This window comes from Nocardia sp. NPDC049149, assembly GCF_043197455.1.
Lineage (GTDB): Bacteria > Actinomycetota > Actinomycetes > Mycobacteriales > Mycobacteriaceae > Nocardia.
Map to the genome: position 1 here is coordinate 570,940 of NZ_JBICTD010000004.1, position 15,827 is coordinate 586,766.

The 15,827-nt window shown below is 67.0% G+C and carries 15 protein-coding genes; 8 read left to right on the forward strand and 7 right to left on the reverse strand.

Annotated features, from left to right (window positions below):
* Positions 1–4 precede the first annotated feature (4 nt).
* Together ACGFNJ_RS18300 and ACGFNJ_RS18305 are read right to left on the reverse strand one after the other, a co-directional pair.
* A complete protein-coding gene (locus ACGFNJ_RS18300) occupies positions 5–298 on the reverse strand; it encodes a DUF5703 family protein (protein ID WP_393448933.1) in 294 nt (97 codons plus the stop codon).
* On the reverse strand, positions 298–1,293 hold the full coding sequence (locus ACGFNJ_RS18305; protein ID WP_393448936.1) for a hypothetical protein: 996 nt from the start codon (positions 1,291–1,293) through the stop codon (positions 298–300). Before ACGFNJ_RS18305 ends, ACGFNJ_RS18300 begins: the two co-directional genes overlap by 1 nt.
* Positions 1,294–1,484: 191 nt before the next feature.
* On the opposite strand from ACGFNJ_RS18305, the gene ACGFNJ_RS18310 reads away from it, so the two are divergent.
* From ACGFNJ_RS18310 to ACGFNJ_RS18320, 3 genes are all read left to right on the forward strand, one after another.
* Entirely contained in the window at positions 1,485–1,838 is a 354-nt protein-coding gene (locus tag ACGFNJ_RS18310) for a hypothetical protein (protein WP_393448939.1), read from the forward strand.
* 6 nt (positions 1,839–1,844) lie between these two features.
* Positions 1,845–2,366, forward strand: a complete 522-nt coding sequence (locus tag ACGFNJ_RS18315) for a hypothetical protein (protein WP_393448942.1) — start codon at positions 1,845–1,847, stop codon at positions 2,364–2,366.
* 62 nt (positions 2,367–2,428) lie between these two features.
* On the forward strand, positions 2,429–4,519 hold the full coding sequence (locus ACGFNJ_RS18320) for an MMPL family transporter (protein WP_393448945.1): 2,091 nt from the start codon (positions 2,429–2,431) through the stop codon (positions 4,517–4,519).
* A gap of 169 nt (positions 4,520–4,688) precedes the next feature.
* On the opposite strand, the gene ACGFNJ_RS18325 is transcribed toward ACGFNJ_RS18320, so the two are convergent.
* The 5 genes from ACGFNJ_RS18325 to ACGFNJ_RS18345 form a co-directional block, all read right to left on the reverse strand.
* Entirely contained in the window at positions 4,689–5,546 is an 858-nt protein-coding gene (locus ACGFNJ_RS18325; RefSeq protein WP_393448948.1) for a heme ABC transporter ATP-binding protein, read from the reverse strand.
* A complete protein-coding gene (locus ACGFNJ_RS18330; RefSeq protein WP_393450033.1) occupies positions 5,543–6,559 on the reverse strand; it encodes a FecCD family ABC transporter permease in 1,017 nt (338 codons plus the stop codon). Before ACGFNJ_RS18330 ends, ACGFNJ_RS18325 begins: the two co-directional genes overlap by 4 nt.
* Positions 6,560–6,645: 86 nt before the next feature.
* A complete protein-coding gene (locus ACGFNJ_RS18335; RefSeq protein WP_393448951.1) occupies positions 6,646–7,077 on the reverse strand; it encodes a hypothetical protein in 432 nt (143 codons plus the stop codon).
* A gap of 77 nt (positions 7,078–7,154) precedes the next feature.
* Positions 7,155–8,225, reverse strand: coding sequence for a hemin ABC transporter substrate-binding protein (locus ACGFNJ_RS18340; protein WP_393448954.1), 1,071 nt, complete (start codon positions 8,223–8,225; stop codon positions 7,155–7,157).
* A gap of 446 nt (positions 8,226–8,671) precedes the next feature.
* A complete protein-coding gene (locus ACGFNJ_RS18345) occupies positions 8,672–9,640 on the reverse strand; it encodes an aldo/keto reductase (RefSeq protein ID WP_393448957.1) in 969 nt (322 codons plus the stop codon).
* A 330-nt stretch (positions 9,641–9,970) separates the two neighbouring features.
* On the opposite strand from ACGFNJ_RS18345, the gene ACGFNJ_RS18350 reads away from it, so the two are divergent.
* From ACGFNJ_RS18350 to mshC, 5 genes are all read left to right on the forward strand, one after another.
* The gene (locus tag ACGFNJ_RS18350; protein WP_393448960.1) at positions 9,971–10,915 is read left to right on the forward strand and encodes an undecaprenyl-diphosphate phosphatase; all 945 of its coding nucleotides are present in this window, start codon (positions 9,971–9,973) and stop codon (positions 10,913–10,915) included.
* 13 nt (positions 10,916–10,928) lie between these two features.
* Positions 10,929–11,678: a histidine phosphatase family protein gene (locus ACGFNJ_RS18355; RefSeq protein WP_393448963.1), complete on the forward strand. Its 750-nt coding sequence runs from the start codon at positions 10,929–10,931 to the stop codon at positions 11,676–11,678.
* Between the two features lie 78 nt (positions 11,679–11,756).
* Positions 11,757–12,341: a DUF3090 domain-containing protein gene (locus ACGFNJ_RS18360; protein ID WP_069166636.1), complete on the forward strand. Its 585-nt coding sequence runs from the start codon at positions 11,757–11,759 to the stop codon at positions 12,339–12,341.
* Positions 12,342–12,344: 3 nt separating this feature from the next.
* On the forward strand, positions 12,345–13,148 hold the full coding sequence (locus ACGFNJ_RS18365; RefSeq protein WP_393448967.1) for an SCO1664 family protein: 804 nt from the start codon (positions 12,345–12,347) through the stop codon (positions 13,146–13,148).
* Positions 13,149–14,451: 1,303 nt separating this feature from the next.
* Positions 14,452–15,690: a cysteine--1-D-myo-inosityl 2-amino-2-deoxy-alpha-D-glucopyranoside ligase gene (mshC, locus tag ACGFNJ_RS18370; protein WP_393448970.1), complete on the forward strand. Its 1,239-nt coding sequence runs from the start codon at positions 14,452–14,454 to the stop codon at positions 15,688–15,690.
* Positions 15,691–15,827: the final 137 nt, after the last annotated feature.

A 15,827-nucleotide genomic window follows, 5' to 3' on the forward strand; every position in this document is an offset into this window, starting at 1 on the left:
CAGCTCACATTCCCGGTTCCGGCTGGGGTAGCGCGGTCTTTCGGCGGCGCAGCAGCACCCGGCGGCTGCCGTCGGTGTAGGCACGAACGCGGGACAGCTCCCAGCCCCCGAACTCGGCCTGGATGGCCAGCCGCATGGACGCGGTCACTCTGGTCACGTCCGGCGGCAGTCGCAGCGGCACGTATTCATAATCGTCACTGGTGGTTTCCCAGCCGACAGGCAGGCCGCGTCGCCGCGTCTGCCGGTCGGCCGGCTCGTGTGCTGCCGGTTCATCCTCCGCGCGCGTTGCCCGAGTCATCAGTGCCCTCTCTTCCGATCGTCCGCGCGGATCCGCTGCAGGCCGTCGCCGGTCGCGGACCCCACGAACATGTCACCGGTGCGCTGCTCGATGGTCACCGAGTTCGGCTGCCGGACGGTGGCGTACCGTCCCACCTCTTTCGGTATACCCGTCGACAGGTCGAATCCGACGACTTCGTTGCTCTGCGTGCACGTCACCCACACGGTGTCGGACCGCTGATCGTAGGCAAGCGCGTAAGGGGAAGAGTTTACCGGGAACCGCTGACGCAGGACGAGAGGTGCGGCACTGAAGACCAACAGTTCGCCGCCCGCGGTGTCGGTCACCAGGATCCGGCCGAACCGATCGGAGATCATCGTCGTTGCGCCGTCGCCTGCTCGAAGGGACAGGCCGAGGCCGTCTTTGCCCGGCTCGATCTCGGTGACCGAGGTCTGGCGGCGGTCGAGCACGGTGACGCGGTGGTCGGTGTAGGTGAGCGCGTCGGCGGAGGCGAGGCCGTCGACGGTGGAGACGACCGCGCCCTGCGGGGAGAGGGTGCGGACCTTGCCGTCGGCGGTGCCGACGAGCAGTCTGCCGTCGTCGAGGTATTGGACCGAGCGGGCATCGCCGGCGACCGGGACTTCGGTGACCGCGCGGGTGGCGAGGTCGACGCGAAGGATTCGTTTGGCGGCCGGGATCAATACTTCGCCGGGTTTGCCCTGGCTGATGGCGACGCCGGGGGCAGGGAGGGAGACAGCGTCGACACTGGGCGTGCCTGCGAGTTTCGCGGGATCGATGACCAGCAGCGTGCTGCTCTTCGAGGTGCCGACGTCGAGTGCGGTCAGCCGGCCGGTGCTCGCCTCGGCGAACAGGCCTGCGATCGGGGTGCCGAGTGGGGTGACCTCGCCTGCGGGTGCGGCGGTCGGTGCGGGCGCGGTCGCGGCGACGGCGGGGTCCCTGGTGGGCAGGTTGTCACCGTTGGAGCTGGTGGAACATCCGGTGAGCAGGACGAATGCCATTGACGCCGCCACTTGAACCCAGCCGCGAGGGCGCATCCAGCGAACTCCTTCTTACCGACGAATAAACCGCAACGTCACCATCTGACCATGATGGCGCAACACCACGGCCTACCGGGGTGTCGGCTGGGGGAGAATGTGGGTGACGGGCGTTACCGTTGAGTTGAATCAGTGTCCAAATCAGGGAGATCCGGTTGATAGCCGACCATACGTCGGGCTTTGCCATCGATGACATAACCGTTGGTCCGTTCGCTCATGGGTTCGGGACGACCGGAGATGGCAGGCCCTACGCGTTTCGTACGGTCCGATCCACGCTGACGCTGGAGATCTACCGGCCCGACCTCACCAGCGCGGTGCCGAGCCCGGAGGATGTCGTCGCGGTCGCCGAGGCGCGGGTCACCGATATCGACCTCGACGACGAACGCAGCGTCGTCGCGTTGGTCCGGGACCTGATCCCCGACGCCGCGCCGGTCGCGGTCCCGAATCGTGACGTGACAACTGTGCGCGCGTTGCTCGGTCGGATCAGTTCCGTGATTGATGGTATGTAGATGGGGATGCCATACACACGATGCGCCCTGACCACGGCCACCCTCGTCCTGCTTGCTTGCGCCGCCTGCAGCACCGGGCCGGACGAGGCGGCCGTCGACGCCGCGCGTTCGGCGGCCAATGCTTCCCTGTCCGCCTCGGTCACCACCTCCTCGATCGCCGCGCACCCGCCGCTGCCGACGGCTGCCCAGCTGGACGCGCAGATCAAGCGGGCGCTCGACCCCGCGCTGCCCGACAGCGAACGCACCGACCTCATCGAGGACGGCGACGCGTTCAAGACGGCGATCCCGGACATGTACAAGGCGCTGCAAGACAATCCGCGCGCCGTCTACGGGGTCACCGACCCGGTGTTCGACAACCACGACGGCACGCTCACCGCGACGATGCGCTTGGACAAAGACGGGTCGGGGTCCGCGGTGCGCACCACCGTCGTGCACTTCGTGCTGCACGACGGTAAGTGGAAGATCTCGCGCACCGACCTGTGCGGGATCCTGCGTTCGGCCGACTACCGCACCGCGGCCTGCGGCTGACCCGGGTGTCCGACTTACGCAGCGCGCCCTCGGTACGCGCAGTGCCGCAAGGGGATTCGAAGGTGCACTCCGGATTGCTGCGGTGGGGTCGGTGGGTCTACCGGCACCGGTTCGTTGTCCTCGGCGTGTTCGCGCTCGCGGTCGTGCTGTCCGGGCTGTACGGGCGTGGCCTCGCGGATCGGTTGACGCAGGAGGGCTGGTTCGACGAGACCAGCGAATCGGTGGCGGCCTCCAAGATCGCCGACGCCACCTTCGGGCGCGACACCGACAGCGACCTGATCCTGCTCTACACCGCGCCCGCCGGGACCACCGTCGACGATCCGGCGGTGCGTAGCGCGGTGACCGGTGCGCTGAACGGTTTACTCGCGAAGTTTCCCGACAACATCCTGAAGATCGACAGCTATTGGGACAGCCCGTTCGCGGCGAACGCCACCGATGCCTCGCACACCCATGCGTTCGCGAGTGTCGGGTTGCGGGGTGAAGGGACCGCGACCGTCGAGAACTACTCGGCGATCAAGGACCACCTCGGTGCCGGGCGTGCCGGTGGCGGACCCGGCGGCACCACGGTGCAGCTGGCCGGGTTGCAGCCGGTGCTCGCCGGCCTGAATACCGGTATGCAGGACGACATTCACCGTGCCGAGCTGATCGCGCTGCCGTTGGTGGCGCTCCTGTTGTACTTCGTGTTCGGTGGGGTAGTCGGTGCGTTGCTTCCGGTGCTGATCGGTGGCATGACGATCATGGGCACCGCCGGAATCATGCGCGGGCTCACCGAGTTCATCGACGTGAACGTGTTCGCCAGCACGGTGATGACGTTGGTCAGTCTCGGATTGGCCATCGACTACGGACTTTTCACGGTCACCCGATTCCGCGAGGAGCTCGCCGCCGGGCGGACCGTCGAGGAGGCGACCGCACGCACCGTCGCCACTGCTGGGCGCACGGTGCTGTTCTCGGCGGCGATCATCGCGGTCAGTCTCGGTGCGCTGTTCATCTTCCCGAACGGGGTGCTGCGGTCGGTGCCCTACGGGGGCATCAGTTCCGTGCTGTTGGCGGCGCTGCTTTCGGTGACGGCCTTGCCCGCCGCACTCGGCATCGCCGGGCGGCGCATCGATCTGCTCGGGTGGAAACGGTTCTCCCGCACCCAGACCGAGGCGCAGATCGACGCGGGATTCTTCTCCAGGCTGGCGCAGTGGTCGATGCGGCGGCCGTGGGCGGTAGCGGTGCCGATCGTGCTGGTGCTGCTCGCGTTGAGTATTCCGATCCGCCACATCGAGTTCGGCGGGATCAGTGAGAAATATCTCGGCGCGCAGAATCCGGCGCGGGTGGCGCAGGAGCGATTCGACGAACTGTTCCCCAGTTTCCGCACCGAACCGCTGAAACTTGTTGTGCTGGGCGCGAACCCGGAGCAGCTCAGCGATATTCGGTACGCGGCGAGCCAGATCCCCGGGCTCACCGGACGATTCGAGCCGTCGGTGGCGACCAAGGACGGCGTCAACGTGCTACAGGCCGGGCTGGCCGACAAGCAGGACTCCGACCGGGTGATCAACGCATTGCGGGCGATACCGGAACCACCGGGGGTGGACGTCATGGTGGCCGGGGTGCCCGCGTTGGAACGCGACAGCATCAACGGGTTGCTGGCCGGGCTGCCGGTGCTGGTGGCGCTGCTTGCGGCGGCGGCATTGGTGCTGATGTACGCCGCGTTCCGGTCGATGGTGTTGGCGGTCAAGGCCGTTGCGATGAGCGCGTTGAGTTTGGTGTCGACGATGGGGGTGCTCACGTGGGTGTTCGTCGAAGGGCACGGGGCGGGGTTCTTCCATTTCACTCCTGGGCCGCTGATGTTCGCGGTGCTGGCGTTGATCGTGACCGTGGTGTTCGGTCTGTCGACCGACTATGAGGTGTTCTTGCTGTCCAGGGTGGCCGAGGCGCGGGGCGGTGGTGCGGACCCGCCCGAGGCGATCCGGTACGGCATCGCCCATACCGGTAGCGTGATCACTTCTGCTGCAGCGATTCTCATCGTCGTCACCGGTGCGTTCGGGTTCTCGGATCTGGTGTTGATGAAATACATCGCCTACGGGATGATCGCCGCGCTGATCCTCGATGCCACGGTGATTCGGATGCTGCTGACGCCTGCGGTGTTGAAGCTGATCTGGCGCTGAGTCGATCGGATTCGCCTCTGGGCCACTGATGTTCGTGGTGCTGGCGTTGGTCGTGACCGTGGTGCTGATGTGGCGCTGAGTCGGTCGGATTCACCACTGGGCGACTGATGTTCGTGGTGCTGGCGTTGGTCGTGACCGTGGGTTCGGGAGGCGCTGCCGTAGTGGGTGTTCAGCGTCGAATAGGCAGGACCAGCTGTGCGCCGGTGACCGGATGGTTCAACACCTCGACCGGATGCTGGTAGACGCGGCTGAGCAACGCGGTGGTGAGCACCTCGCGTGGTGGGCCGTCCGCGGCGATGCGACCCGCGTCGAGCACGGCGACACGATCCGAATAGGCGGCGGCAATGCCGAGATCGTGCAGGACGACAACGACAGCGGCGCCTGCCGCGGCACGCGCAGTGGCAAGGCGCAGCACCGCTTCCTGATGGCCGAGATCCAGCGCGGCAGTCGGTTCGTCGAGCAGTAGAGTTCCGGTGTCCTGCGCCAGTACTCGAGCCAACGCGACGCGGGCCCGTTCACCACCGGACAAGGTCGGAAACGACCGGGCGGCAAGGTGTTCCACGTCGGCGGCCGCCATCGCGGCGGCGATGCGCTCGTCGTCGAGTGCCCGCCGCTCGGTGCGCAACCACGGCGCCCGCCCCATCGCAACCACCTCGCGAGCGGTGAAAGGGAAACCGACAGTGTGCGTTTGCGGCAGCACCGCCCGCCGCCGCGCCATATCCAGCGTCGACCAATGCGTCAACGCCTGCCCTTCCAGCTCAACCGTCCCCGCGCTCGGCGTGAGTTCCCCGGCCAACGCCGCAAGCAACGTCGACTTACCCGCCCCGTTGGGACCGACCAACGCAACGATTTCCCCTGCGACAACATCGAAGTCGACACCATCGAGCACACGCCGCCCCGCACTGTTAGCACCCCGCCGTTCAATACTCACCCCCCGCGCCCGCAAAGTGACCGCGCCCTTCTGCGGCGCTTCGGGCAACTCGTGCGTCCGCGCGAACACCCCACCCAGCTGCCGAACCCCGCTCATGCCCAACCTCCGGCCCGTGCTCGGGTGCGGCGCAGCAGCCAGAAGAAGAAGGGTCCGCCGACGAGGGAAGTGAGCATGCCGAGGGGGAGGTCGGCGTTGTGCACCAGCGAGCGGGCGCCGACATCGGCGGCCAGCAGGACGACTGCGCCGACGATCGCACTGAGCGGGATCAGCACGCGGTGGGCCGGTCCGACCAGCATGCGGACGAGATGCGGGACGATGAGGCCGACGAACAGCACGATGCCGTTGAACGCGACGCCTGCGGTCGCGAGAAGCGCAACCACCAGAATGACGTTGCGCCGCAAGCGTTCCACGTCGACGCCGAGGTTTCGGGCGGCCGCTTCGCCGAGCGCGAGCAGGTCCAGTCGTGGCGCGATGAGAATGGCAGCGGTGACGCCGACGGCCGTGAGGCAGGCGACGATGGTCACCGAATCCCAGTTGGCGCCGTTGAGCGAACCCAACTGCCAGAACACGAGCTGATCCCGCGCGGCGGGGGAGGCGACGAACAGCAGGTAGGCGATCAGCCCGCCCGCGAAGGCGTTGATCGCGACCCCGGTGAGCACCAACGTGACCACCTCGGTCCGTCCGTTGGAGCGCGAGAGCACATAGACCAGCAAGGTGGTCGCCAGCCCGGCAACGAACGCGGCGGCAGCCACCGACCAAGCGGCGACGAACGCGCCACCGATCACGATGACGGTGCCCGCACCGACCGCCGCACCGGCCGACACCCCGATCACCCCGGGTTCGGCGAGCGGATTCGCGAACACGCCTTGCAGGAGCCCGCCTGCCGTCGCGAGCGCCGCACCCACCAGCATCGCCAACAGCACCCGAGGGAACCGCACCTCCCACAAGGTGACCTCGCCCGCGGGATGAGCAGGCATCGGCCCCCAATCGAGCCCGATCCGATGCAACACACTCCCCGCCACCTCAGCAGGCGTCGTAGGCACCTGCCCGATCGCCGCGGAAACAAGCGCCAACACAATCAACCCGGCGATCGCCACCACAAACGCCATCGTGGTCCGCGACCGCCGCCGCGACTTAGGCGCGGCCGGCGGCTCCACTGCCACAGCCGCTTTCGTCTCGGTGGCGGCGGATTCCATCATGCGCCCACAGTTTCCGCCGCGCTGGCCCGCTCGATCCCACAACCCCAGTGGACTGACATGAGGGCACGGTATGCCAAGCGCACCCCGACTCTTGCATGGACACGGTCGGCAGCGTTGATCATGCGCGCATGGTGGGCCGCGCTGGTCATCCGGGCATGGTCGGTCGCCTGGGCGCGGCTGGGAGCGTTGGTTGTGGAGGCATAGTCGGCAGCACCGGTCGTGCGGGCATGGTGAGTCGCGTGGGCGCGGTGGGGAGTGTTGGTTGCGCAGGCGTGGTCGGCAGCGTCGGTCGTGCACGCGGCGTGGGCAGTCTCGGTCATGCGAGCGCGGTCAGGATCGCCGGTCGCGTCGGCATGGTGGGCAGCGTCGGTCGTGCGGGCGCATTCGGGAGTGCTGGCAATATGCGCACGGTCGGCAGCGTCGATCATGCGGGCATGGTGGGCAGCGTTGCTCGTATGCGCGCGGTCGGGAGCGTGGGTCGTGTGGACACGGACGGCAGCGTTGATCATGCGGGAACGGGGCCGTAGATGGCCTTGCTCAGGGCCGCGATCACCTTGCCGGTGTTGGGGCCGAAGCTGAACAGCACCGAGTCCGACATGTCGACGACGCGCTTGTTGCGCCCGGCCGGAGTCTGCGCGATACCGGGGATCTTCTGCAAACCGTCCACGCCCCCAACGGATTTCAAGCCATCGGACATCACGATCAGCAGATCGGGTGCGGCCGCGATCATGGCTTCGCTGGTGATCGAAACGAACGGTTCCTGCAACGCGGCGCCCGCGTCCTTGCCGCCGAGCGCGGCGATGAGCGCGTCCGCGCCGGAACCCGGCCCGGCCAGAAACGCGATCGAGGTGGTACGCAAGTACAGGAACGCCATGGTGAGCGCCGGATCCTGCTTGGGCACCGCGGCGGTGGCGGCGGCGATCTCGTCGCGGGTGCGCTGCCCGAGCGCCTGCCCGCGTTCCGGCACACCGAGCGCGCTCGCGACCGCCTCGATCTGCGGGACCACACCGTCCATCGTGCGTTGCGGATCGAAGTACACCACGGTGACGCCCGCCGCCTTGAGCTGGTCACGAATCGCGGGCGTGACGCTGACGGTGTCGGTCAAGAACACCGAAGGCCGCTGCGCCAGTAGCGATTCCACGCTCAACATGCCGTTGCCACCTGCCACGTTCGGCACCTCGCGAACCGCGGGAAACGCGGCGCTGGTGCTGCGCCCGACCAGCTTGGGTCCCATCCCGAGCGCCCAGACAATCTGTGCGAGGGTGCCGTACCGATCGACCGCGATGATGCGATCGGCATCGGTGACGGTCACGTCCGTCCCATCGAACGAACGCACCGTCGCAGGCAGCGTCGGCGTCGGCAGCGGCCCGACCGGCGTCGGATCGAGATCGGTCAACGTCGCAGTGGCGGGCCCACGCTGCCCAGCGGTAGAAGCGGAACTGTCCTTCCCACAACCAGCCGCACCCACCACCAGACTCACCGCAAGAATTGCGAGAACCCCGCGCGCCCACCAAGATCGACCCGACCCCGCCCGCCGACCCCGCCCGCCCGCTTCCTCCGCCCTCGCACACCTCATATAGGCCAGCCTAAGACGTCCCACCCACCGCCCCACACCCACCCAACACCGACCCGCCCCCACGAGTGGCACATGACTGCGGCGACACGCCGTGCCAGCCCTCCGTCACGTACCACTCGTGGCCCCGGTCCGACGCGTCGCTGCGCTATTCCGCACACGCGCTCACGTCATCGGTCGTCCGCCAGCAGGGGCCATGACCTCGTCGGGCCCCTGTCAGCGCGAGTGGTACATGACTGTGGCGACACGCCGCGGGAGGCCTCCGTCATGTGCCACTCGTGGCCCGGACCGCCCGGCGGTGAGCTTTTCCGTGCGGGCGCTGACGTCATCGGGCGTCAGTCAGTCGGGGCCATGACGTCCTCGGGCGCCTGTCAGCGCGAGTGGTACATGACTGTGGCGACACGCCGTGCGAGCCCTCCGTCATGTACCAGTCGTGCAGACTCACCCGGTTATTCGGTGCGAGCGCTGACGTCGTCGAGGGCAGCGGCGATAGCGCGGGGGAGTTCAAGCGTTTCAGCGGCGAGCACGCCGGTGAGCTGGCCGATATCGCGCGCGCCGACGATCATGCTCGTGACACCGGGACGATCACGAATCCACGCCAGCGCGACGGCCAGGGGTGACGTGCCCAAACCGTCGGCGGCGGTGACCAACGCATCGACCACGCGGGTCGCGCGTTCATCGAGTCTGCTGCGAATTTCGGCGGCGGTGGCTTCGTCCGCGCCGCGCGAGTCCGCGGGCACACCGTCGCGGTACTTGCCGGTGAGGATGCCGCCCGCGAGCGGCGCCGACGCGATCACGCCGACGCCGTGGTGCAGCGCGGCGGGCACGAAATCGGTTTCGGCACTGCGAGCCAGCAGCGAATACGGCGTCTGCGCGGCACCGAGCGGGACGACGGAGGCGAGGCTGGCCAGCTGCCAGGCATTGAAACCGCGGACTCCCGCGTAGCGCACCTTCCCTGCCCGCACCACCTGTTCCAGGGTGGCGGCGACCTCGTCGAGCGGGGTCCGCGGATCCCAGACCGCGACATTCCAGATGTCGAGATGGTCGGTGCCGAGCTCGAGCAGCGTCCGGTCGAGCTGACGCAGCAGCGCGCGTCGTGAGGTGTCCACCGCGGCGTGTGTCGGTTGCGGCACGGCAGGCCCTGCGGGCGCGGGCAGCACGTGGGGCGCGACGCCCGCGCATCCGCTGAGGACGAGATCGTCGCGGGACACGAGATCGCCGAGCAATTCGGCCAGAATCCGCTGCGCGCCACCACCCACGTAGGCGGGCGAGGTGTCGACGAGCGTGCCGCCCGCTTCGACGAACGCCACCAACTGCACGGCAGCCTCGTCGGCGTCCGTGTGCGAACCCCACGTGTGAGTCGCCAGCCCTATCCTGGACACCCGTAAACCGCTGCGGCCAACCGTCCGCTGTTCCATCACCGTGCCCGCACAATCGTCACGCCGCCAAGCCTAGAGCGTGCACGGCCATGCTTACGCGTCGCTTCGCTCAGGTCCAGCATGACCGCGTGGCGGCTGCACCGATCGCCACGCTCGTGGCAGCCGACTACCGCACCGAACCGCCTGCGGCGAACCGGGTTACTGCCGACGATGCCGCAGCCGAGCATGCCGTACCCGCGTCGACACTGTACTGTCGCTGCGGGATTGTGGCGGCGAGCAACGAGGTGCGCCTCGCGAATTGCCTAGGCGGAACAGTTCTTTCGGTACACCAACCACACGGAGGCGGCGCATGAGAGACCAGGAGGCTGCATGACAGGCGAATCGATGACCTGGGTGCAGGCGCTGGTGCTCGGTTTGGTGCAGGGGCTGACGGAGTTCCTGCCGATCTCGTCGTCGGCGCATCTGCGGATCGTGTCGGGCGTGTTCTTCGGCGACGACGCGGGCGCCTCGTTCACGGCCGTCACCCAGTTGGGTACCGAGGCCGCCGTCCTGGTGTATTTCGCCAAGGACATCTGGCGGATCGTGCAGGCCTGGTTCACCGTGCTGTTCCGCAAGGTGAACGCGGTGCGCGAGACCGTCCCGATCACGGATCAGGTCACTACCCGGCTGCCGGTGATCACGTCGGCGGAGGCGGACCGCTACTTCGACGAGGAGGCCCAGCGCCAGCTGGACTACCGCGTCGGCTGGTATGTGATCATCGCCACCATCCCGATCGGTCTGATCGGCTACTTGCTGAAGGACGAGATCCGCACCGCGGCCCGTAATCTGTGGCTGATTTCGTTCATGCTGATCGCGTTCGCGCTCGTCATCGCGGCGGCCGAATATTACGGACGCAAACTCCGTCCGATCGAACAGCTCACTACCCGCGACGGCCTGGTGATGGGTTTCGCCCAGTGCCTCGCGCTGATCCCCGGTGTTTCGCGCTCGGGCGCCACGTCTTCGGCGGGCTTGTTCCTCGGGTTGACCCGTGAAGCGTCCGTGCGGTTCTCGTTCCTGCTCGCGATTCCCGCGGTGACCGCATCGGGTCTGTTCAGCATCCCCGATGCTTTCAAACCGGCCGGTGAGGGACTCAATGCCAGTGGACCGCAATTGCTTGTCGCGACCGTGCTTGCGTTCTTCGTCGGTTACGCGTCGGTGGCGTGGTTGTTGAAGTTCGTCGCGAAGCATTCGCTGAACTGGTTTGTCGGCTACCGGATCGTGCTGGGTTTGGTGATGATGGGATTGCTGGCCGGCGGAGTCGTGTCTGCCACATGACTAGGCTGGCTTTATGACGGTGATTCTGCTGCGACACGGTGTGTCGACCTCGAACACCGCCCACACTCTGGCCGGACGCAGCACCGGCGTCGAGCTGACCGAGCGCGGCGAAGAGCAGGCAAGGGCCGTCGCCGACCGCCTCGCCGGGCTCCCGATCGAACGCATCGTGCATTCGCCGCTGTTGCGCTGTCAGCGAACTGTGGCGCCGCTCGCGGAGAAGTTCGGGCTGGAACCGGTCTTCGACGATCGGCTCATCGAGGTCGATTACGGCGAGTGGACGGGCCGACCCATCGCCGAGCTGCTGGCCGAGCCGCTGTGGAAAGTGGTGCAGCGGCACGCCTCCGGCGCGGTGTTCCCCGGCGGTGAGGGTTTGGCGCAGGTGCAGAGCCGCGCGGTAGCCGCGCTGCGCGAGCACGATCGGGCGTTGGCCGAGCAACATGGCCGCGACGCACTGTGGGTGGCGTGCACCCACGGTGACGTCATCAAATCCGTGCTCGCCGACGCACTGGGCATCCATTTGGACGGCTTCCAGCGAATCGTGGTGGAGCCCGCGTCGATCAGCGTCGTCCGCTACACCCCGACCGCACCGTACGTGTGGCGGCTCAACGACACCGGCACCGACCTGTCGGCGTTGATTCCGCCTGCGCCCGTGGCGAATCCGGATGCTGGAGCGGACAAGGCCGATGCCGATACCTCGGGACCGATTCCCGGCGGTGAGCTGGGTGGTACCGGGAGTGCGGATAATGGGAATGCGGAGCGTTGAGATTCCTTGTACACGGTAATGGGCGTTGTATCCCAGCGCCGTGGGTAGTCGATCAGGGTCACGTATCAGGAGGTGCATGTGTCACGCGCAATCCATGTATTTCGCACCCCCGATCGTTTCGTCGCCGGGACCGTCGGTGAGCCGGGCGATCGCGCTTTCTACTTGCAGGCCGTCCAGGAACCGCGGGTTGTCAGTGTGTTGCTGGAGAAGCAGCAGGTGAAGGTGCTCGCCGACCGGATGGGTCTGCTGTTGGACGAGGTGGCCCGCCGCTTCGGCGCCGAGGTGCCGCCGCAGGCCGAGGACATCAGCGACAGCGCTCCGCTGGTGACGCCGATCGACGCCGAGTTCCGGGTCGGCACCATGGGCCTCGGCTGGGACGCCGACGCCAATGCCGTCGTGGTGGAGTTGCTTGCGATCACCGAGACCGAGGTCGACGAGTCCGTGGTGCTCGACGACACCGAGGAAGGCCCGGATGCGGTCCGGGTGTTCCTCACCCCGATCCAGGCTCGCGAGTTCGCGTTGCGCTCGACACGCGTGATCGCGGCGGGCCGCCCGCCGTGCCCGCTGTGTGGGGAGCCGTTGTCGTCGCGCGGGCATATGTGCGTGCGCACCAACGGATACAAGCGCGGGGACATCTTCGGCGCGGCCGAGCTAGAGGAGTGAACGGTGACGCGGGCCGGGGACCGGCTGCACAGCGGTGAGCTGACAGTGATCGGGCGGATCAGCACCGCCAGCAACGTGACCCTGGTCTGCGACATCCTCGACGAGGCCGAGCCGCCGCTGCGGGTGGTGTACAAGCCCGTGCGTGGGGAACGGCCGCTGTGGGACTTTCCCGACGGCACGCTCGCAGGTCGGGAGGTGGCCTCGTATCGGGTTTCTGCGGCGTTGGGGTGGGGGGTGATCCCGGAGACGATTCTGCGCGACGGGCCGTACGGGGTGGGCATGGTGCAGCGGTGGGTGGACGGCGTGGACAACCACACCGAACATGGTGATCGGCTCGACCTGGTCGATCTGTGTCCGCCCGGTGCAGTGCCTGCGGGTTTTCGTGAGGTGTTGCGGGCGCAGGATCCGGCGGGCAACGAGGTGTCGTTGATTCATGCCGACGATCCGCGGTTGCAGCGGATGGCGGTGCTGGACGTTTTGCTCAACAACGCCGACCGCAAGGGCGGGCATGCGTTGGAAGGTGTCGACGGGCAGGTTTATGGGGTCGATCACGGTATTTGTTTGCACAGTGAGCACAAATTGCGCACGGTGCTGTGGGGGTGGGCTGGGCAGGCGTTGAGCGAGGCGCTTGTTGAGGACATCACCGCGTTTGCCAAGGAGCTGCCTGGGGATGTGGCGGACGAGCTTGCCGAGCACATCACCGATGCGGAGATCGAGGCGTTGGTGGATCGGACGCAGGAGTTGCTCGATGATCCGGTGATGCCGATACCGCGGACGTCTCGGCCGATTCCGTGGCCGGCGTTCTGAAAGGTTTTGCCGGCGGGGTGGTTTCGGTGCTGTTCGGCATTGGGTGCATGTTTGCATCGTCGGCGGGCTGGCACGTTGTGCTGAAACTGCGCTTGTCCTGGATCGGCGTGAGAGAAGTGGTTGGTTGCCGTTATCGGCGTGAGAGAAGTAGTTGCTCACCGTCGTTGGCGTGAGAGAAGTGGTTGCGCCGCGGGTTGCGACACCGCCATTTCTCTCACGCCGACATTCCCAAGATCACCTCTCGAAGATCGGTGGCACGGCAAAGCTGAAAGACTCCTCGGCTCTACGGTTTCCTGTGAGTGCGGCAGTCTCGGGGTATGCACCGGATCAGCGTGGTTGCGTCGCCTGCCGTACCCGGCTGACCTCCGCAGTCAGTGACCTGACCTCTCGTTCCAGCCGGGTCATCTGGCTGTGGTCCCGTTTCGAACGCGTCAAGGTCAAAGACTCTGAGTCGCACACCTTCTGATTTCCCGCACAGCGAATCGCCGACAAAATCGTATGCGCGAAGGCAAAAGGTGTGCGGTTGCCGGGGTTGCACGATCAGACACTTCGAATCCGCACTCATTCGATCGTGGTGCTCTGCGCCGGTGGGCTATTCGCGTTCTCGGATCCGCACCTGGCAATTCACAGACGTTCCATACGGTTCACAGAGGCTGTGGGCTCTGTGAACCGCATGGAACCTCTGTGGGATACGCCGAAAAGGGTGCGGATTCGGGGTTGAGGGGGTCGACCGCGGTTGTCGGTCTCCGAGGGAAGCGCGGTCTCGGTATGTGGGATTGGGTGGGGTGCATCGGGTGAGGGGGCTCTGGTGGCGGGGGCTTCTCGGGCGATGCCGCCACCATTGCCTCTTGATCATGGTGCCCGCGTGGTTGCTGGGCTGGGGAAGTGCTCGTGGCCTGGGTAAGGGGGATCGGGTGTTCGCGCAAAGTGGGAACTGGTGGCTTCTCGGCTGATGTCGCCACCAGTTCCCACTCGATCATGGGTGTCCGTGTCATTGGTCGTTGCTCTTCGCGCGGGTGGGGGTTACCGTCGCCGGACACGCCTTCCCGTGGGTGGGGTTACCCCGCCGGACACGCAGTTTCTGTGGTGGCGCTCGGTGCGGTGTCGCGATTGGTAGAGGTGTGACGTGCATCAACGCGGTTGTATGTCCCCACCGCCGACACTTGATTCTGCGAGAGCAAAAACCTTGACATCCCATGATTTGCTGAAATCCGCAGGTCGGGACCGGCAGGTCAGGGCCGCAGCGGGCTGACTGGGCTGGGGCGCGGCACGATGATCTCGACCACACCTTTAACCTTGAAACATGCAGTCCTGGTCCGATATCGCCCTACCCACCATCCCCGGAGCAGGGCCGCCGTTGCGGTTGTTCGACACCGCTGACCGACAGGTGCGGCCGGTGACCCCCGGCGCCACCGCCACCATGTACGTCTGCGGGATCACGCCTTACGACGCCACCCATCTCGGTCACGCCGCCACCTACCTCACCTTCGATCTGGTCAACCGGTTGCTGCGCGACGCAGGCCATGACGTGCACTACGTGCAAAACGTGACCGACGTCGACGACCCGCTGTTCGAGCGCGCCGAACGCGACGGCGTGGACTGGCGTGATCTGGGCAGCCGAGAGATCGATCTGTTCCGTGAGGACATGACCGCGTTGCGCATCGTGCCGCCCCGCGAATACGTCGGCGCCATCGAATCCGTTGACGAGGTCGTCGAATTCGTGCAGAAGTTGCTGGCCTCGGGTGCCGCCTACATCGTCGACGACGCCGAGTTCCCCGACATCTACTTCCGCGCCGACGCCACCGAACAGTTCGGCTACGAATCCGGGTACGACCGCGCCACGATGGAGCGGCTGTTCGCCGAACGCGGCGGCGACCCCGACCGTCCCGGCAAGCGCGACACCATCGACGCCCTGCTGTGGCGGGCCGCACGCCCCGGCGAGCCGTCCTGGCAGGCACCGTTCGGAGAGGGTCGGCCAGGCTGGCACATCGAGTGTTCGGCGATCGCGCTCAACCGGATCGGCCCCGAGTTCGACATCCAAGGCGGCGGCAGCGACCTGATCTACCCGCATCACGAATACTCCGCCGCACACGCCGAGTCCTTGATCGCGGGCCGCCGCTTCGCCCGCCACTATGTGCACGCCGGCCTGATCGGCTTGGACGGCGAGAAGATGTCGAAGTCCAAGGGCAACCTCGTGCTCGTATCCACCCTGCGCCGCGAAGGCGTAGACCCCGCCGCCATCCGCCTCGGCCTACTGGCGGGCCACTACCGCCAAGACCGCATGTGGACCGACGCAGTCCTCGACGAAGCCAAGGCCCGCCTCGACCGCTGGCGCCGCGCCACCGCCCTCCCCGCAGGCCCCGCCGCCACCGACACCATCGCCCGCCTCCGCCAACACCTCGCCGACGACCTCGACACCCCCAAAGCCCTCGACACCATAGACAACTGGGCTCACCAAGCCCTCACCTACGCCGGCACCGACACCAACGCCCCCACCACAATCGCCACCGCCGCAGACGCCCTCTTGGGCATCACCCTCTGACCCCACCACCCAGGCAACCGGATCGACTCTCCGCCATGTCCCGCCCATAAACCCTCGCCCACTCGACGAGGCGATAGCTGCCTAAGGGGACATGGCAGCGCCTGACGCAGGCTTCGGAAGCGCTGGGCACAGCGGCG